This is a genomic window from Pararhizobium sp. IMCC21322 (assembly GCF_030758295.1).
Classification (GTDB): Bacteria; Pseudomonadota; Alphaproteobacteria; order Rhizobiales.
Map to the genome: position 1 here is coordinate 4,557,714 of NZ_CP132335.1, position 20,349 is coordinate 4,578,062.

12 protein-coding genes are annotated in these 20,349 nt (G+C 55.2%); 10 read left to right on the plus strand and 2 right to left on the minus strand.

The annotated features are described in order from the left end of the window. The first annotated feature begins 147 nt into the window (after window positions 1–147). From RAL91_RS21660 to cobM, 6 genes are read left to right on the plus strand one after another with little or no spacing between them, the layout of a single operon-like run. On the plus strand, window positions 148–1,242 hold the full coding sequence (locus RAL91_RS21660) for a sirohydrochlorin chelatase (RefSeq protein WP_306258324.1): 1,095 nt from the start codon (window positions 148–150) through the stop codon (window positions 1,240–1,242). A gap of 6 nt (window positions 1,243–1,248) precedes the next feature. Beyond that, window positions 1,249–1,890 (plus strand): precorrin-8X methylmutase, encoded by a 642-nt coding sequence (locus tag RAL91_RS21665; RefSeq protein ID WP_306258325.1) that lies wholly within the window; start codon window positions 1,249–1,251, stop codon window positions 1,888–1,890. Then, window positions 1,883–3,145 (plus strand): precorrin-6y C5,15-methyltransferase (decarboxylating) subunit CbiE, encoded by a 1,263-nt coding sequence (gene cbiE, locus RAL91_RS21670; protein WP_306258326.1) that lies wholly within the window; start codon window positions 1,883–1,885, stop codon window positions 3,143–3,145. Before RAL91_RS21665 ends, cbiE begins: the two co-directional genes overlap by 8 nt. After that, entirely contained in the window at window positions 3,142–3,855 is a 714-nt protein-coding gene (gene cobI / locus RAL91_RS21675) for a precorrin-2 C(20)-methyltransferase (RefSeq protein ID WP_306258327.1), read from the plus strand. The genes cbiE and cobI overlap by 4 nt, the downstream gene beginning before the upstream one ends. After that, on the plus strand, window positions 3,852–5,675 hold the full coding sequence (cobJ, locus tag RAL91_RS21680) for a precorrin-3B C(17)-methyltransferase (protein WP_306258328.1): 1,824 nt from the start codon (window positions 3,852–3,854) through the stop codon (window positions 5,673–5,675). Before cobI ends, cobJ begins: the two co-directional genes overlap by 4 nt. Next, window positions 5,672–6,433, plus strand: a complete 762-nt coding sequence (gene cobM, locus RAL91_RS21685; RefSeq protein WP_306258329.1) for a precorrin-4 C(11)-methyltransferase — start codon at window positions 5,672–5,674, stop codon at window positions 6,431–6,433. Before cobJ ends, cobM begins: the two co-directional genes overlap by 4 nt. A gap of 339 nt (window positions 6,434–6,772) precedes the next feature. On the opposite strand, the gene pbpC is transcribed toward cobM, so the two are convergent. Continuing rightward, window positions 6,773–8,845 (minus strand): penicillin-binding protein 1C, encoded by a 2,073-nt coding sequence (gene pbpC / locus RAL91_RS21690; protein WP_306258330.1) that lies wholly within the window; start codon window positions 8,843–8,845, stop codon window positions 6,773–6,775. Window positions 8,846–8,859: 14 nt separating this feature from the next. After that, a complete protein-coding gene (locus tag RAL91_RS21695; protein ID WP_306258331.1) occupies window positions 8,860–14,406 on the minus strand; it encodes an MG2 domain-containing protein in 5,547 nt (1,848 codons plus the stop codon). Window positions 14,407–14,611: 205 nt separating this feature from the next. On the opposite strand from RAL91_RS21695, the gene zwf reads away from it, so the two are divergent. From zwf to pgi, 4 genes are read left to right on the plus strand one after another with little or no spacing between them, the layout of a single operon-like run. Then, window positions 14,612–16,087, plus strand: a complete 1,476-nt coding sequence (zwf, locus tag RAL91_RS21700) for a glucose-6-phosphate dehydrogenase (protein ID WP_306258332.1) — start codon at window positions 14,612–14,614, stop codon at window positions 16,085–16,087. Window position 16,088: 1 nt separating this feature from the next. After that, entirely contained in the window at window positions 16,089–16,793 is a 705-nt protein-coding gene (gene pgl / locus RAL91_RS21705; RefSeq protein ID WP_306258333.1) for a 6-phosphogluconolactonase, read from the plus strand. A gap of 30 nt (window positions 16,794–16,823) precedes the next feature. Beyond that, complete coding sequence (gene edd, locus RAL91_RS21710; protein WP_306258334.1) at window positions 16,824–18,653, plus strand: phosphogluconate dehydratase; 1,830 nt, start codon at window positions 16,824–16,826, stop codon at window positions 18,651–18,653. Next, window positions 18,653–20,296, plus strand: a complete 1,644-nt coding sequence (gene pgi / locus RAL91_RS21715) for a glucose-6-phosphate isomerase (RefSeq protein WP_306258335.1) — start codon at window positions 18,653–18,655, stop codon at window positions 20,294–20,296. The genes edd and pgi overlap by 1 nt, the downstream gene beginning before the upstream one ends. The last annotated feature ends 53 nt before the right edge of the window (window positions 20,297–20,349 follow it).

Consider the following 20,349-nt stretch of genomic DNA (forward strand, 5'->3'; position numbering starts at 1 on the left):
CCTTCATGAAATGCGTCCTGGCAGGGGCTGAAAGTGATCGTCGGCGCGGTTGACCCAAATGCGGAACCAAAACCGGACATTTCAATCAGATGACGACCATATTGCATGGTTGCGCAAACCTGCCATGACACCACAGAAGGCAGGATGATGAGCGAAACAAATCCCGGTAGCCCAGAGAAATTCGGCGTGATGGTCTGCGGACATGGCAGCCGTAATCGCAACGCGGTCGGCCAGTTTTCCGTTTTGGCGGAACGCCTGCGCCCCCATTTCCCCGATTGGCCGGTTGAATATGGCTATCTGGAGTTTGCAAACCCGATCATCGGCGATGGCCTGGACAAGTTACGTGATCAGGGCTGCACTCGCATATTGGCTGTTCCCGGTATGCTGTTTGCTGCAGGGCACGCCAAAAATGACATCCCATCGGTCCTGAACACCTATCAGGCGAAAAACCCGGACGTCAAAATTGAGTATGGCCGGGAATTGGGCATCGATCCCAAAATGTTGAAGGCTGCGAGTGACCGCATTCAGGAGTGTATTGATAGCGCACCAAACACTGCTGAAATCCATGAAACCCTGCTGATGGTCGTCGGGCGCGGCGCATCTGATCCGGATGCCAATTCCAACATCGCAAAAGTCATGCGCCTGCTTTGGGAAGGCTTTGGCTTTGGTTGGGGCGAAGTCGCCTATTCCGGTGTCACCTTTCCCCTTGTGGAGCCTGCTCTGCAGAACATCTCCAAAATGGGCTTCAAGCGCGTCATCGTGTTTCCATACTTCCTGTTCACTGGCGTTCTTGTGCGCCGGATTTATGATGGTGTGGATACTGTGGCAGCAGATCAGCCTGAAACAGAGTTTCTGAAAGCCGGTTTTCTGAATGACCACCCACTGGTCATCGAAACCTTTGCCGAGCGTGTTCGCGAAATCATAGCCGGCGAAAACCTGATGAATTGCCAGATGTGCAAATACCGCACACAGGTGCTTGGCTTTGAAGATCAGGTCGGCCTTGCTCAGGAAAGCCATCATCATCATGTGGAAGGCAAGAACGAGCCGTGCAGCCTGTGCAAGCCAAATGGTGACTGCACGGGTGCCTGCGAAACCGAGATTCGCGCGAATATGCATCAGCACCACCATCACGACCATGATCATACGCACGATGACGGGCACAGCCATGATGATGGACACAGCCATCACCCTTATCCTCATGCGGACCATCCCATGGGGCCGAAAACATTGTTGGATGAATGAGCTGCAATGAGCCAGTTTGACTACATCAAGGACCCGGCAGAAATCTATCGGCGGTCTTTCGAGATCATTGCCGAAGAAGTGGATTTCTCGGCACTGCCTGCAGCGATGCACGCCGTGGCGCGGCGTCTGGTGCATACGGGCGGTATGATTGATGTGTTGGACAATCTTGAATTTTCCGATGGTGCCGCCGAAACCGGTGCAAAAGCGCTTGCCAACAAAGCGCCAATCATCTGCGATGTGACCATGGTGGAAGCCGGGATTACAAAACGGCTTCTGCCTGCCGCCAATAGAACACTCTGCGCGCTGGATGACACCCAAACCAACATCATTGCCGCCAAAGAACTGACAACACGCTCTGCCGCTGCAATGGATGTCCTTGCCGACCGCTTTGAGGGTGCCATCATTGCCATCGGCAATGCGCCAACCGCATTGTTTCGGGTTCTGGAACTGGTCGCAGCAGGCGCTCCGATGCCTGCCCTGGTGCTAGGTTTTCCCGTCGGTTTTGTTGGCGCTGCGGAATCCAAACAGGCCCTTGTTGAAAACACACTGAACCTGCCCTTCATCGCACTGACCGGCAGACGCGGCGGCTCAGCCTATGCAGCTGCAACAGTCAATGCATTGGCGCTGGGAGAAGCAACCCATGGCTGAACAGACACCAAATGGACGCTGGCTGTCGGTCATCGGCATGGGAGCGGACGGGCTGGACAGTCTTTCCGCCAAATCCCGAACAGCATTGGACGCCGCCGAAATTCTTGTGTCTTCACCACGCCTTTTCGCTCTGATCCCGCAAGATGACCGCCCACACATTGAATGGAGCAACCCGTTCTCAGCCACATTGCCAGACATCGAAGCCTGTCGGTCTCAAAAAGTCGCCATCATCGCAACCGGTGATCCGCTGTGCTATGGTGTCGGCAACTGGCTACTGACGAAATTTTCCATCGAGGAAATGACCATTTATCCGGGCATTTCCGCGTTTGCACTGACCTGTTCCCGCATGGGCTGGCCACAACACAAAACAATCTTGCACACACTGCATGGCCGCGATGACAGCACCATTCGGGATGCCATCGCGCCCGGTGCAAAACTGGTTGTTCTGTCAGCAGATGCAAAGACACCGAAATCCATCTGCACACATCTGGTGAAGCTTGGATATGAAAACGCAACAATCAGCGTTCTGTCCCACATTGATGGCAGCAAGGAAAACAGAATTGACGGCGTTGCGAAAGACGGCGAAACCCTTTTCGATGCGGCCTTTGAAGCCAATCCGGATAATGATCTGAACACGGTCGCAATTCATTGCATTGCCGGGGCAAACGCCCGCATTCTGTCGCGCGCACCCGGCCTGTCAGAACACCATTTTTCCGAATTCAGAAAAATGACCAAGAGCGAATTGCGCAGTCTTGCACTTTCGAAGCTCGCTCCACAGCCCGGCGATATCATGTGGGATGTGGGTGCTGGATCAGCATCCGTAGCCGTTGAGTTTTTGCGTCTTGCGCCGGGCGGTGCTGCCTACACATTCGACATTGATGAGGACGCAAAAGTCCATCAGCGCGAAAATGCCCAGCGGTTCGGCCTGCCCAATCTGCACATTGCCCCGCACACAGAATTACCGCTGCAGAATGATGATCTGAACTGCCCGAAGCCCGATGCGATATTCATGGGCGGGGGCATTTCCAAAGATCGAATTGAAGCGGCCCTGCACTTTCTAAAACCCGGCGGTCGATTTGTCTGCAATTCAGTCACACTCGAATCCGAGGCTGACCTGTTGTCAGCCTATGGCAAACATGGCGGTGAATTATCCCGCCTCAGCATAGCCCGAGCGGAGCCCATGGGTGCCGTCCATGGGTTCAAACCAGCAATGCCAATCACACAATGGTTTTGGCAGAAGGAATATGAAGCATGAGCGGAACTCTTTATGGCGTGGGCGTCGGTCCGGGAGATCCGGAATTGATGACCTTGAAAGCTGCCCGGCTGATTTCAAATGCTGATGTCATCGCCTATCCCGCACCGGAAAGCGGAGAGAGTTTCGCCCGAAGCATCGCTGTCGCTCACTTCACACAAGGCGTAGAAGAGCTCCCCATCGAGGTGCCCATGCTGCCAGATCGGTTTCCTCATGAGATCTATGAAGGCGCGGCAAACAACATCGCACGGCATTTGAGTGCCGGACGCGATGTGGTTGTGCTGTGTGAAGGCGATCCGTTTTTCTACGGATCCTTCATGTATCTGTACGATCTGTTGGAGAAAGAGCATTCCTGCATTGTCGTACCGGGCGTCTCATCGCTGACAGCATGCGCCGCCGCAGCCGGTCATCCGCTGGCAGGCCGGAATAGCATTTTAACGGTCCTTCCAGGGCCCCTCGAAGATGCAGAAATCGCAACCCAATTGCGCAACTGTGAAGCTGCTGCCATCATAAAAGTCGGCCGCCACATGGGTCGCCTGAGCAAACTTATCGAAGCTGAAGGACTAACTTCGGCAGCGACTTATGTCGAGCGTGCCACATTGGAACAGGAACGCGTTGCACCCCTGGCGGATATTCCAGAGAACCGTGCGCCCTATTTCTCCATGATCCTGATCGATAAGGGCAGCCGCCCGGGACAGGCATCCTCCTCATGAACGCGCAACCCGTCATCATTGTCCTGACCCAGGCGGCGCTGCCGCTGGCACAAAAGCTGGCGAAAACTCTGCAGGCGGATATTCACGGTTCCCAAAAACGCCTTGATGGTGACCCGTCGATCAATGTCCTGTTCAATGATGCAATCTCACATATCGGTGCGCTTTTTACAGCTGGCCGACCCATCATCGGCTTGTGCGCCTCCGGCATTCTGATCCGCGCTGTTGCGCCGCACCTCGGTGACAAACACAGCGAGCCACCGGTGCTTGCAATCAATGAGAGTGGTCAATCCATTGTGCCACTTTTGGGCGGGCATAACGGGGCCAATACTCTGGCTCGAAAAATTGCAGATGATCTTGCTGGCCACGCAGCCATCACCACCGCCGGAGATGCACACTTTGGCGTCGCGCTGGACGAACCACCAAAAGGTTGGACACTCGCCAACAAGGCAGACGCAAAACGCTTCATGGCAGCGTTGCTGAACGGCGGAAAGGTCAAAATCCGGGGCACTTTGCCATTTAATACTGAGAATTTGCCTCAGTCGGAAAACGCAGATCTAGTGCTGGAAAGCACTGTGAATCACAAAACAGGCTCAGCCACCCATCTGGTCTATCATTCCAAAAACCTTGTCATGGGGTTGGGTGCCATTCGCAACGCCGATCCGGCGCGGATGATCGCATTGGCAGAACAGGTTTTGGCAGATGCCAATCTCAGCCCATCGGCGCTAAGTTGTATCTGTTCTCACACGGTCAAGGCAGATGAAGCTGCAATCCATGCAGTAGCCAAACATTTTGGGATCCCTGCCCGTTTTCTGAGCGCCGAGACACTTGAGGCAGAAACACCGCGTCTCAAAAACCCGTCGGATATCGTCTTTGCGGAAGTTGGTTGCCACGGAGTGGCTGAAGCAGGAGCACTGGCTGGCGTTGGCGCAACCGGACATCTGATTGTTGAAAAGCAGAAGATTGATCAAGGCACCTGCGCAATCGCAGAAGCAACCAATATCATTGATCCGCAGACCATTGGCCGCGCCCGCGGTCGGCTTGCTGTTGTGGGTCTTGGACCGGGCCAGCCCGACTGGCAAACGCCAGAAGTGAGCCGGCTGGTCGCGGATGCAGATCATCTGGTTGGCTATTCGCTGTATCTTGATTTGCTGGGCGCGCAGGCAAATGGCAAGACGCGCCACGATTTTCCATTGGGCGCAGAAGAAGACCGCGTGCGCCATGCCTTGGTGATGGCAGGCGAAGGAAAGTCGGTTGCGCTTGTGTGCTCAGGCGACCCTGGAATCTACGCAATGGCAACATTGGTCTGGGAATGTCTTGATCAGACCAAATTGCCCGATGGCGCAAAACGGGTGGAGATCATTACCACACCCGGCATTTCAGCGCTTCAGGCGGCCTCGGCACGCGCTGGCGCGATCCTTGGTCATGATTTTTGCACGATCTCCCTGTCCGATCTTTTGACACCGTGGGACGCCATTCAGACCAGAATAGAGGCCGCAGCCAAAGGCGACTTTGTCATCGCGTTTTATAACCCGGTTTCCAAACGCCGCCGCACGCAACTGGCCTACGCCAAGGAAATCCTGCTGCAACACAGACCGGCAGATACGCCCGTCATTCTGGGCACAAATCTTGGCCGCACAGAAGAGCAATTGCGCATTGTTGATCTGGGCGATTTGAATGTCGACGATGTGGATATGCTGACGGTGGTGCTGGTCGGTTCCAGTGCGTCGCGCAGGCTTGCCTTTGATGGCGGAACAAAGGTCTACACACCACGCGGCTACGCCAGGAAACGCGAAACAATCACCAAGGAGGCTGCCGAATGACCGTGCATTTTATCGGGGCTGGACCCGGTGACCCTGAACTTATCACTGTGCGCGGCCTCCGCATCATCAAATCCTGTCAATTGTGCCTTTATGCCGGATCACTGGTTCCCGAGGCCGTTGTGGCCGAGGCGCCGGGAACTGTAACAGATACGGCATCCATGACGCTGGACCAGATCATGGTAGAAATCGAGGCCGCGCATGCGCGCGGCGAAGATGTGGCCCGCGTTCACTCAGGCGACCCGTCACTCTATGGCGCCATTGCCGAGCAGATCCGTCGCTTGCAGGCAGCTGGCATCCCGTATGAAATCACCCCCGGTGTGCCAGCCTATGCAGCAGCCGCAGCTAAATTGGGTCGTGAGTTGACCGTTCCTGAAATCAACCAGACAGTCATCCTCACCCGCACAGCCATGAAATCCTCCTCCATGCCGCCGGGAGAAGATCTGGAAATTCTGGGCCAGTCCGGTGCCACACTGGCCATTCATCTGTCAGTGCGCAATCTGCGCGACATTGAGCGCAAACTGATCCCACTTTATGGCGCGGATTGTCCGGCCATCATCGCCTACCGTGTCGGCTGGCCAGATGAAGCATTTCTCCACGGCACGCTAAGTACAATCCGCGAAAAAGCCCGGCTCGCAAAAATCACCCGCACGGCACTTATCTTTGTTGGTAAGGCTCTGGCAGAGCAGGACGAATTCCGTGACAGCGCGCTGTATGACGGCGCTCATGCGCATATTCTAAGGCCAAAACGCAGTGCCTGATAACGGGTGGTTGCCTGGACCCTCGGAACAAGTCCGAGGGTGACGGAGAAGGAATGGGTATTCAGCCTACCGGTTTTGCTTGACCTCTAAACCTGTCATCCTCGGACTTGTTCCGAGGATCCAGGCATTGACAGAGCAGGATGAATTTCGTGACCGCGCGCTTTGTGACAGCACACATGTGCATATTTTAAGAGCGGAACGCAGCGCCTGATAACGGGCGGTTGCCCGGACCCTCGGAACAAGTCCGAGGGTGACGGATTTGGATGTCAACCAAATCCGCAGGCGGAATATCCACCTCCCCTTCGTCATCCTCGGACTTGTTCCGAGGATCCACAGCGCTCACTCCGTCAAACGCACACTCACCTGATCCGTCCGCCCCTTGGCGTCAATCACGGTCAGGGTGGAAAACCCGGGACCCGATGGCCGAAACGAGCTTTCCCTGCGCAAGGCACGGCTGGCAACAGGCCGCCCGTCAGCCAGCCACGTAAAGGGTGCCGAGCCACCGCGAACCTTCAGCGCAACCTCGCCATCCGCACGCACTTGTAAACTCGCATCTGCTGGCGGGAAGGCAATGACGGGCCTGGCAGGCGCAACCGCATTCCCCGTGCCATTGTCCTGCCCAAACCGTTTCAAATGCGCTGGCAAATCCACATTGGCCAAAAGCGCATCACCGTTCAGTGCCGGATGCGGGTGGCTTTCAAGACGTGCAAACACATCCATGAAGATCGGCAACGCTGCGGTGGCACCGGTAATATGTCCTGCAGGTGCATTGTCAGGCCGCCCGACCCAAACGCCCACCACGTGACGGCCATCAAAACCAATTGTCCATGCATCGCGGTAACCGTAAGACGTACCAGTTTTGTAAACCGGGCCGGCAAGACCACTTTGTTTGTGTTGTGAGGTTTGCAGCATCGATTTGACGAGCAGATCAGTCGCCGAGGCACTCAGTACACGAGCCGTAGAAGAAGGTATCTCCGCATCAGGGCGAATTTTTAGCTCCAGCGCAGACCCCTGCCGCGCAAGCGCGCCATACAGGCGTACAAGCTCTTCCAGTGTCAATCCAACGCCGCCCAGCCCCATCGCTAATCCCGGCCTGGCACTATCCGGAAAGCGCGGGGCCGCTCCGGCACGGCGCAGGCGGCTGGCCAGCCGATGCGGATCAACCTTGTCCAAGACAGCGATAGCCGGAATGTTGAGAGAAAGCTGAAGCGCCTCCGAAATGGTCATCGTGCCATGAAACCCAGTGTTGAAATTTTCAGGCACGTAATCTGCAAAAGCGGCAGGCCGATCATCAATCAATGTATTGGGATGAGCCATTCCAACCTCAAATCCAAGGCCGTAAATCAGAGGTTTCAATGTTGACCCCGGTGACCGCACAGCGCGGATCATGTTCAAATGCGCGGCTGCATTGCCTGACAGCAGGCCCGGACCACCCACGGATGCGCGTATTGCCCCGGTTTGATGGTCCACCACCAAAGCGGCAATTGAAAAGCCTTTGCCCAGTCCGGCACTGCGCTGCGTGATGTGTTTTTCAAGCGAGGCCTGCAACGCATAATCAATGGTGGTTTCGATGACCTGATCAGGCGCATGCGCCGCCTGCAATTCTTGCGCGATATGAGGCGCAAGCATGGGGAAACGTTTACGCTGATGGGGAACCGGCGCTGCCGCCGCACGTTTCGCATCTTCATTGGAAATCAGCCCTGCCGTTTCCAGCCGTTGAAGAACACGTTTCCGGGCCAGCATTGCGGTGTCAGTAAACCGATCCGGGCGCCGGGATTCAGGCGCCTGTGGCAGGGCAATCAACAGGGCAATTTCGGCAAGGTTAAGCCACGCAGGCTCCTTGCCGAAATAAGCCCAACTGGCTGCCCGCACACCTTCCAGATTGCCACCATAGGGCGCGTGATTGAGATAAAGCGTCAGAATTTCCTGCTTGCTGAGCCGCTCTTCCAGCCGTTTTGCCTGAACGATCTGCTGTATCTTTCCAGCCAGTGTTCTGGTTGTTTCATCACTCAACAGGCGGGCCACCTGCATCGACAGGGTGGATGCACCTGATATCACCCGGGCATTCGTGACCAATTGAAAAGCCGCACGCAACATGGCACGCCGGTCAATCCCGTCATGATCGAAGAAACGGCGATCCTCATAGGCCAGAAGAAATGTGATCAGCCTCGGGTCAACCGCTTCCAGTTCAACTGGAATACGCCAATAGCCACCTTCAGTGGTAAACGGGCGCAGCAGATCGCCATTGGATGCAACCACTGTCACCGATTGAGGTTGCTCCAGATGCACCGGCGGCGTGCCTCTGACAATCTGATGCACAGATTGCAGGGCTATAAGTCCACCGGACAGCATTGCCAGTCCCAGCAGAGCTGGAACCAGCAACCACAAACGATGTCTGAGGCTCAGGGCCATGCCTGTTCTCCGCTCTACCGCAGCGGCCCCACAATACTGATGCTTGTTCCCTCGTTTGTTCCATGGATTTGCGGCCAGTACATGTCTTCAACATGAGTCGGCGGCAGGGTGAACTCGCCTGGAGAAATTGCCCGAACCTGATAGGCAAAAGTCCAGACATTCGACCCGTCCGTCACCGGCATTTCCTCAAATGCCTTGCCGTCAAAACCGACCACAAACCGGTCATCCAGAAACGCAGAATGCTCAGGAGGCGTCGAATTGGGAAGCCAATTCAGCCCACTGCTGGCACTTTGCAGCAGACTTGGATTGTCAATTTCAAAACCGGCAGGCAAAGGATCAACCAACAGCAGCTTGTCTGTCCGATTGACCATCTGGCGCACGGTCAGAACAACAACCAACCGGTCATTCTGTGACAGGGTCTCCAAATCAGCTGGCGTACCATCCCGATTGAAAAACTCTCGGATAACAATGAATCCATTTTCCCGAGGCCCCAAAGCGGTATTGGGTACGCCACTTGTTTCAACCCGCAAAGGCACGCTGCGCTGCAGATTATTGCGGACCACAACATTGCCTTCCGCCATTTCCTCTTCATCAAAGCTGAATGAGATCACACCACTGCCATCACCAGCAGCATCTTTTTCCAATTGAATGCCCGCATGGCTGACATCCACATCAAGTATGTCATTGGCTTTGGCCAGAGAGCCTGATGCCATCAGCAACCAGGCCATTTCCTGAGTGCTCAGATACCGGTCCCGCTGACGATCCGCTGTGACGGCCTCAGCAAGTTCAGCTGTCTCGATCTGGTTCAGACCACTTTCTGCAATCAGCGACATGATCGCCGCCCCGTCTCGCATATTCGTTCCATAGTCACGCGGACCGGAGCGAAAAGGTCTTATCTTACGGCGGTCCAGATAGACGGTTTTAGCCGCTTCAAACGCCTTGGTTGCCCGCGCCTTTTCACCATAGAGCGCCAGACCTCCAGCCAGTTGTGCCTTGGCTATGGGTGTCGAAAACGCATCAAATTTGGCGTCTACAAAGTAACGCAGATCGCCAAGCGTGGCAGACCCGTTGCGCGCCAGCACATAAAGCGCATAGGCCATCGGATTGGCGTCCGCATCAATATTGGTGTTGAACGACAATGTGTTTTTCAAATTGTTGATCGCCTGCTCATAAGCCACCTCTGGCACATCAAAACCGGCTTCACGAGCTCTGGTCAGGAAATCACTGACATAAGCATCCAACCACAAATCCCGGCTGGCAGATGAGCCCCACAGGCCAAACGACCCGGCACTGGTCTGATAGCTGACCAGGCGCGTAATCGCATCTTCAATTGTCTTGCGATCAGATGCAGAACTGATGGGACGTGACAGCAATGGCAGTGCCCGGCTGGTCGTCTGCTCCGAGCATCGATAGCCATAATTGTCCAGCTGGTTGTACAAAGCTGCCGGATTAAGCCCGGCACCAGCACCGAGCGCAATGGACACAGTTCCGGTTCCGGGCACATAGGCATCCAGTACAGAAGGGCTGATTGTGAAGGAATTTCCATCGGCACTGGCCGGTTTCAACACAACGGAATTTGCATCATGCAGAGGCCGTGTGTTGGCCCGCATTGGCAACACCAGATCTTTCAAAATAGTCTGGTCATCCGGTCCGGTTAGGCTGATTTGCAAGTTGGCATTGCCAACCGCACTTGCTGTCAACGGAACCAGAACCCGCGCATTACCGCCTTCATCCAGCGTAACAACACCTTCCGCGGTTTCACCAAGATCCAGCCCGGTGGAGGCGGTAATCGCCAGATCGTAATCGCCAGCCGGACCGTCCGTATTGTCAAACTGAACCAGCAGACGAGATTGATCTCCCGGTGCCAGAAAACGTGGCAATGTGGTGGTCATAACCACCGGATCACGAACGATCACCTCAGCATTGGCGCTGCCAAGCTTCCGCTCACTCCACGCCACGGCCATCAGTTTTAGTGTGCCGTTGAACTGCGGCACATCAAACGAAATCGTTGCGGCGCCATTTTCATCCAGATCAACAATGCCGGAATAAAGCGAAACGGGTTTTTCCGCTGGCGGATTGCCTTCCATGGCAAGACCGGCAGTTGCCGCATCCCCGCCAACACGAAGCCGCCCTTGTGTCCCGGACAGACCATTGATCAACCGACCATACAAGTCCCGAAGCGTTGCCCCCAATTGGCGTTTGGCAAAGTACCATTTTTCAGGTTCCGGAGGTGCGTAGCGGGTCAAATTCAAAATGCCCAGATCAACAGCCGCAACAACAATATGAGCGCTGCCGTCAACCATGCCGGAAACAGTCACAGGCACCGTTAATGTGGTGCGCGGTTTGATTTTTTCGGGAAGATCCATCGCCACGGAAAGCGTGCGAGGCGCAGGATCGACGCCCAGCCATTCCACCCCGATAGACCGGGTTGGCAACTGACCATTGGCCGCACCCATCGGGTGATGGAGTGTCGCCAGAACATAAGCACCAGCGCCCCAGTTGTCGCCAACGGGTACATCAAAACTCTGCTCGCCCTCAATCACATCAAACTGGTAGCTTGCCAGTAATTCTTCATTGGCAACAAGCAATTGCAGCTTGCCGGGCCGATCAGCACTCAGCCGAATTTTTGCCACGTCACCGACGGCGTAGAGCGCGCGATCAACACCAACCTGAAGCGCATCCGGCGTATCAAAAGCGGATTTTTCAACATACCAGCCTGCATAAAAATCATAGCTGGCAACGGTTTCACCGGAGATCACTTCAAGACGATACGACCCCCACTCCACCGTTAAATCAAGCCGCGCAAACTGGTCCTGCATCAAATCGAGTGAACCTGTTGCGACACGGTCTGTCCGCGTGATCGGCTCCCAGCCCCAGCGACCATTTGACTTGCGATACCATTGATAGGATCGGCTGATCCGATTCAGCTCATAGCTTGCCTCTTTTGCCGCGATCTGCGTGCCATCTTCATCAAGGGCCACCAGTTGAAAACCTGCTGATCCCCCTTCAGGCGCAGAGCCATCAAACAGCGGGCGGATACCGATTGAGGGACCGGTTGCTGCCAGAGGAATGTCGATCTGGCGCTCAACCGGACGCCCGCCACCATCACTCATGGTGACCGAGATTTTAGCAGCCAAAGGCAATGTGGTTTCAGGGACTGACGGAACGGCCAGATCAAACTGAACACGGCCTTCGGCATCCGTTCTTACGCCCGGCGTGAACCGGTCATTTACCGGTGTGAAATTTTCATCCGACAAGCCAAATACAAAGCCTCGAAATGGTCCATCGACCGGCTGCCTTGCCACAATGCTGATGCCGCCTTCAATCGGTAGCCCTACTGCAGGTGCGCCAAACAGATAACGTGCAGCCACGTTCATTGTGGCAACCTCCCCCGCCCGAAGTTCCGCGTCATTCAGGGTCAGATCAAAATCAATCCGCTCGGGCAGAAAATCTTCAACAAGAAACCGTTTGGTTGCCACCGGGGCAGCATCGGGATCCGTGTAAATCTGCATGTCCCAGTTGCCGCGCAAAGCGCTTGCTGGAAGCGTAAAGGAGGCAGAATGACCACCGGTACTGTCATTCGTCGAGACTTTGCGGATTTGCTCAACACCATCCGGGCGCTTCATCACAAAGGTAGTCGGCAATCCGGGCAGCGCTTCGGCATCTGCATCACGCAGCAATGCAGTGGCATGAACCTCGGCACCGGGGCGATACACTCCCCGCTCTGTGTATAAAAACACATCCACAGCGCCGGGTGATGTGCGTCCATCGACACCGCGATCGGTCAGGTCAAACCCGGTTTGCTCCAGATCCAGCAGAGCATAATCCGGCGCATCGGTTTCCGCCACAAGCGTGGCTGCCTGCAAAGCGCCTTCGCCGCGCAACAGGCCGGGCGCAAATTGCACATAGCCATCTGCATCGGTTTCGCCCCGGCCCAGAATCTCGCTGCTGCGCGCAATCAGCTTGACCGCAACACCAGGCAATGGCGTCGATGTTTCAAGCGAACGGGCAAACACATGCAGGCCATCATCAGCAGACAGACTGGACAGACCCAGATCACTGACGACAAACCATTGTGTCGCCTTGGGTTGCCAGTAGCTTTCATTGGTTTTCGGACCGTCAGCAACCATCACATAGGCCCCGGGCTGCAGATCACCGATAACACGGAACACAGGCATTAAGGTGGTCGTATCAGCGTTCAACTCGCCATCAGTTTCCAGAACGCCGGACCAGACCGGCGTTGCCAGATCAGAGCCGAGCCCACTCAGGGAATCATTGTTCAGGGGCTTATTGAACCGGCCGTCACGCAGCAGTTCTGCAACGGCTGCATCACCCACACGGTGCAAGCTGATATCCACAGCATCCATATTGACAGTAACAAGCGGAATGCCTTTGGCATGGCTGCGGGACAGCACATAGGCCGATCCGGTAAAGCGCACATTTGGTGAACGATCGCGCACATAGATATCCAGCGAGACAACAGTATCAATCCGCTCACCGATGTCAGTTGGAAGACCAGCGCGTAAATCCAGACGATAGCGCTCGCCATGGGTCAGACCACCGACGCAGATTTCCTTGTTGGCAACCCGCACATCTGCCGGCTCCGCTCCATCCAGACGCAAATAGTCCGTATATTCTGTACCATCTGCATCCAGGCGCTCTGAAAACTGTACGCATGCACTTGGATTGGCCGCATCACTGTCGACCGAATAGTCGAGCATTCGGAAGCCATGCTCGGCATCCAAGGTCTCATAAGCTGTCCGAACTCCTGGATTTTCCAACAGTTCCAGACTCACCTTGTAGGCTTCCAGGGCGGGCCTGTAACGGTCCGAGAGCACAAGTGTACGCGCCAGAAAACCCAAAGCCGCGGCTTTGTCTGCATTACCCTGAGCCAGTCGATAGGCTTCAAGTGCACCGCTGATGGCAAAACTGCGATAGTCTCGTGTTTCCTGCCATTTTTTGGATCGACTGCGCCAATATGTTTCGGCAAAAGCACGCCAGGCGGCGATGTTCAGCGGGTCAACAATTACCCAATTTCTCGCCAATTGACGCATGGATGAAAAGTCGCTGACAAGGGCGGCGGCAGAATAACGACCAGGCAGATTATCGGTCTCACCCCGAGGGGAACTGACAGCAAATGAAGCGCGCAGCGCCTCCTGCGCCCGCACCAGATCTTTCGTCAGAAACAGCAGTTCAGCAGGATTGTTGAATGAATCCGGTGCCCTAACCGTCTTTTCCACAATCCGTCCTGCAACGGCTCCTTCTGCGCTTTGCAGTTCCCCGGACTGATCTTTTAGAAAGCACCAGCCCGCTGCCTGATTGTAAGTAAAAACCTTGCATTGCTGATCTGATACACAGGCCTGTGCACACTGCTTTTCGGACACATCTTTAACCGTCCGGTAATCAAACCCGAAATAATCGGCATTTTCAGTGGTTTGAACAATGCGTTGGGTTTCCTGCGCTTCAGCTTCCAGGCCGAAAACGGACGCGCTCAGCGAAACCGCCAGCGCAAAAGCAATTCGCGATGCATTCCTTACGGAAAATGGAACCAGAAATCTCATTTTATCTCCCTAGTGCACCCCAAGAAGCATGCGCTTCCAATTCTTATCTTATCCCATAAGTTGAAGATGCCCAAATGACAGGATCAAGGCAAAAAAGAGTTGAAGACAAATCCATATTGCAGTGCAAAAGTTGCCCCGAAGCCGGTTTTGCGTATAAGTCACTTTCAAAATCAACTTTTGCAAACACGATGTGAAATGGGGCCTTATGAGCAGCCAAATTATTCCGGTGGAAGAATTCGATCTGATCGTTTTCGGTGGAACCGGAGATCTTGCCCAACGCAAGATTATTCCAGCTCTTTATCACAGACATCAGGATGGTCAGATTGTTGGTGACAGCCGCATTATTGCCGTCTCTCGCCGCCCCTTGTCTCAGGAAGAATATCTGACCAAAGCGAATGATGCTCTGGAAGAGTTTCTACCCGAGGAAGAACGCGATCCCGATACGGTCAAAGCGTTTCTCAAGCGCCTGTCCTATGTGTCAGTTGATGTCACAGATGATGCTGGCTGGCAGGAATTGAAGGCCAGGCTTGATCCGTTTCCGGACCGGGTGCGGGCATTCTATCTGGCCGTTGCGCCGGGTCTGTTCGGTCAGATTTGCGAGTATATCGGCAGCACCGGTCTGATCACGGAGAAAACCCGTGTGGTGATTGAAAAACCAATCGGCAAGGATCTTGCTTCAGCCAAAGAGCTGAACGACGCCATTGGCAAAGTCTTCCGTGAAGAACAGATTTTTCGGATCGATCACTATCTGGGCAAGGAAACCGTTCAGAACCTGATGGCATTGCGCTTTGCCAATGCTCTGTTTGAGCCAATCTGGAATGCGGCCCATGTGGACCATATTCAGATCACCGTGGCGGAATCCATCGGTGTCGGCACACGTGGCCCATACTACGATACATCCGGCGCCATGCGCGACATGGTGCAGAACCATATTCTACAGCTTTTGTGTCTGGTGGCCATGGAACCGCCAATGTCCATGAATGCCGACGCGGTGCGCGATGAAAAGCTCAAAGTTTTACGGTCACTGCAGCCAATCACCGGTGAGACAGCTGAAAAACTGACCGTTCGTGGCCAATATACCAGCGGTGCCGGACCGGAAGGCGCGGTTCCGGGCTATCTGGAAGAATTGGAAGACGACACCAGCAAGACCGCCACTTTTGTGGCTATTAGAGCATCTGTTGAAAACTGGCGCTGGGCTGGTGTGCCATTTTACCTGCGGACCGGAAAACGCATGCAACAGCGGTCCTCGGAAATCGTAGTTGCGTTCCGGCCCATCCCCCATTCAATCTTTGACACGGGCGCGGGCGGCGTTGCGGAGAACCGTTTGGTTATCCGCCTGCAGCCGGATGAAGGCGTAAAGCTGTGGCTGATGATCAAGGATCCCGGCCCAGGTGGCATGCGTCTGCGCCATGTCCCGCTGGATATGAGCTTTGCTGATGCCTTCGAAGTGCGCAGCCCGGATGCATATGAACGTTTGATCATGGATGTCATTCGTGGCAACGCAACCCTGTTTATGCGCCGTGATGAAGTTGAAGCAGCCTGGGAGTGGGTCGACCCCATCCTGCAGGCCTGGGACAATTCCTCCGACACACCCAAAAAATACACAGCTGGTACGTGGGGTCCTGCAGCATCGGTCGCACTGATCGAGCGCGAAGGCCGCACATGGCACGATGATGATTGATATGATGAGTGGAACCGACAAAAATATATTGGCTGACAAGGAAAGCCTCGCCGAAGAGCTAGCAGCTCAAATTGCTGCGGTTCTGGACCAGGAGCTTCAGGCCAACGGCAGGGCGTTGCTGGCCGTATCCGGCGGATCTACGCCAAAGCTGTTTTTTCAGAAGCTGAGCGAGAAAGACATTGATTGGGCCGGCGTCACCGTCACGCTTGTCGATGAGCGCTGGGTCGATGAAACCAGCGAGCGATCCAATGCGGCTCTGGTGAAAGCCAATCTGCTGACCGGCAAAGCCGCTGCAGCAAACTTCTTTCCGCTTTACACAGGCGATGAAACGCCAGTGGCAGGGCTGAAAACACTGGAAGACCAGTTTAGCACCCTTGGCATTCCAATCACTGCCGCCATTCTCGGCATGGGCGGCGATGGACACACTGCATCCTTTTTCCCGCAAGGGAACAAATTGTCTGCAGCGCTTGATCTGGACAATCAGAATACCTTTATTGAGATGCATGCACCGGGTGCGGGCGAGCCACGCATCACCTTCACCCTGCCTGCCTTGCTGAAAGCCGACTTTCTGGCCCTTCACATCGAGGGCGAAGAGAAACAGCAGGTTTTGGCAACCGCTCTGAGTGATGGGCCCGTCGAGGACATGCCAATTCGAGCCGTCCTGCGTCAGAGCGAAAAAGAATTGACAATTTTCTGGTGCCCGTAGCGCACCACTTGTTTTTTTGGAGACAATCACATGACCGACGTGCAACCACGTATTGCCGAGGTTACAGAACGCCTGATCGAAAGAAGTCAGCCGACACGGTCGGCCTATCTTGAACGCATCCGCAAGGCCGGTCAGGACGGACCCATACGCACGCAGCTGTCCTGCGGCAATCTCGCCCACGGTTTTGCGGCCTGCAGCCCGCATGACAAGGAAGCACTGGCAGGGGACCGTCTTGCCAATATAGGCATCATCACTTCCTATAATGACATGCTGTCGGCACATCAGCCGTTCGAACAATTTCCAAACCTTATCAAGCATGCCGCCCATCAAGCCGGCGGTGTGGCACAGGTCGCTGGCGGCGTTCCAGCCATGTGCGATGGGGTGACGCAAGGGCAACCCGGCATGGAATTGTCGCTGTTCTCCCGCGATGTCATTGCAATGGCTGCCGGCGTAGGCCTGTCTCACAACATGTTTGACGCGGCAGTTTTCCTGGGCGTCTGTGACAAGATCATACCGGGTCTTCTGATTGCATCCCTCACCTTTGGCCATTTGCCGGCCGTGTTTATTCCGGCAGGTCCCATGCCAACCGGATTGCCCAATGGTGAAAAAGCCCGGATACGGCAACTTTTTGCAGAAGGCAAAGTTGGCCGCGCAGAATTGCTGGATGCAGAATCCAAATCCTATCACGGCCCCGGCACCTGCACATTCTACGGCACTGCAAACTCCAATCAGATGCTGATGGAAATCATGGGCCTGCATCTGCCAGGAGCCAGTTTTGTCAATCCGAACACACCCTTGCGCGATGCGCTGACCAGGGCGGCAACGGAACGCGCGCTTTCCATCACGGCGCTTGGCAATGGTTACACACCTGTGGGCGAAGTGATTGATGAACGTGCCATCATCAATGGCGTTGTTGGCCTGCATGCCACCGGCGGGTCTACAAACCACACCATGCATCTGGTTGCCATGGCAGCTGCAGCAGGCATCAAGCTGACTTGGGATGACATATCCGATCTGTCAGACGCAGTGCCGCTTCTGTCCCGTATTTACCCCAACGGCCTGGCCGATGTGAACCATTTCCACGCGGCTGGCGGCATGGGCTATCTGATCAGCCAACTATTGGATGGAGGCTTGATACATGAAGATGTTCGCACCATTTGGGGCACCGGCATGAACGGCTATCGCACGGAACCCAGGCTAACCGAAAAGGGCGGCGTGAACTGGGTGCCTGTGGCAGAAAAAAGCCATGATGAAAATGTTCTGCGCCCTTTCGGCACGCCATTCCAGAGCGATGGCGGGCTGAAAATGCTGTCAGGTAATCTTGGCCGCAGCGTCATCAAAATTTCTGCCGTCAAATCGGAACATCGCCTGGTGGAAGCGCCAGCCATCGTATTCCATGACCAAAATGATGTTCTGGAAGCGTTCAAGGAAGGCAAACTGAACCGCGACTTCATTGCAGTCGTGCGGTTTCAGGGCCCCCGTGCCAACGGCATGCCGGAATTGCATAAGCTGACACCAACACTTGGTGTGTTGCAGGAGCGCGGTCTCAAAGTTGCGCTGGTAACCGATGGACGCATGTCTGGCGCATCCGGTAAGGTTCCCGCAGCAATCCACGTCACGCCGGAAGCGGCTTGTGGTGGCATCATCGGTAAAATCCGCGACGGGGACATGATGCGTCTGGACGCGGAAGCAGGCACTATGGAACTATTGGTCGATGCTGATGAGCTGGCAAAACGTGATTTGGCAGTGGCTGATCTGACCGCCAATGATTTCGGCATGGGCCGCGAAATGTTTGCGACCTTCCGCGCCGTCGCCGGCACTGCAGATACCGGTGCCTCCACATTGTATGGAGTAGCATGATGACAGACCAGAACCGCTTCAAGCCGCTAAAGGCCCTGCGCGCCTCAGAAGCGGATATTCAGATCAAATCATTGTTTGACTATGATCCGGACAGGTTTGCCAGTTTTTCGGCTGAAGCTGTGGGCATTCTGTTGGACTATTCAAAAACCCACATGTCGCAAAAAGCCAAGGATATGCTGCTCGATCTGGCCTCCAATTGCGAAGTCGCGGAACGTCGCGACGCAATGCTGTCCGGAGAGAAAATCAACACCACCGAAGATCGCGCTGTGCTGCACACAGCACTTCGTGCCCCGCTGGATGCAGACATTGAAACCGACGGCGAAGATGTGGTTGGCCCGGTCCATGGTGTCCTGGCTGCCATGCGCGTTTTCGCCGATGGCGTGCGCAGTGGCACCATCAACGGAGCCACCGGCAAGCATTTCACCGATGTCGTGAATATCGGCATTGGCGGTTCAGACCTAGGACCAGCCATGGCGACACTGGCGCTGAAACCCTACCACGATGGGCCAAGGCTGCATTACGTCTCCAATGTTGACGGCGCGCATATGGCCGACACGCTGGACGAGCTGGATCCGGAAACGACGCTTTTCATCATCGCGTCCAAAACATTTACCACCATCGAAACCATGACAAATGCCCGCTCCGCACGGGCATGGCTGTCAGCCAATCTGGATGACGCGGCTGTGCCGCATCATTTTGCAGCCATTTCCACCAATCTGGAGCGTGTTGAACAGTTTGGCATTCCCGAAGAGCGGGTATTTGGCTTCTGGGATTGGGTTGGTGGCCGCTATTCTCTTTGGTCGGCGATCGGCCTGCCCATCATGATCGCCATTGGCCCTGAAAATTTCGACGAATTTCTGGCCGGCGGCCATGCCATGGACCGGCACTTCGCCAACGCACCTCTCCATGAAAATCTTCCGGTTCTGCTCGCACTGACCGGTGTCTGGCATCGCTCCATCTGCGATTTTCCAAGCCGCGCAGTGCTGCCCTATGATCAGCGCCTGTCCCGGTTCCCCGCCTATCTCCAGCAACTGGATATGGAATCCAACGGTAAACAGACGACGCTCGACGGCAAGGCTGCCATCGGCGCAACAGGCCCGATTGTATGGGGAGAGCCCGGCACTAACGGTCAGCATGCGTTCTATCAATTGATCCATCAGGGAACGACCGTTGTTCCCTGTGAATTCCTCGTTGCCGCCAATGCCCATGAGGAAGCTGGAACACTTGGCGTTCATCATGATCTGTTGCTGTCAAATTGCCTGGCTCAGGGCCAGGCACTGATGGTCGGCAAATCTCGCGATGAAGTGGAAGCTGAATTGCGCAAAGCCGGTATGCCGGACAGCGAAATTGCAGCGCTCGCTCCGCACAAGGTATTTCCCGGCAACCGCCCGTCGGTCACCATGGTCTACAGCAAGCTGACACCGGACATGCTTGGCAAGCTGATTGCGCTTTATGAGCACCGTGTCTTTGTTGAAGGTGTCATCTGGAATATCAACTCATTCGATCAATGGGGTGTTGAACTGGGCAAGGTGCTCGCCAATGGCCTGCTGCCGCTGGTTCAGGGTGAAACCAGCAGCAAACCTATCGATGGCTCAACAGCCGGCCTGTTGAAGCAACTGCACAAGCTACGCGATAAGGACTGACATTAAAGACATCTGATACGAAAAAGGGGCCTGACTGCGTCAGACCCCTTTCA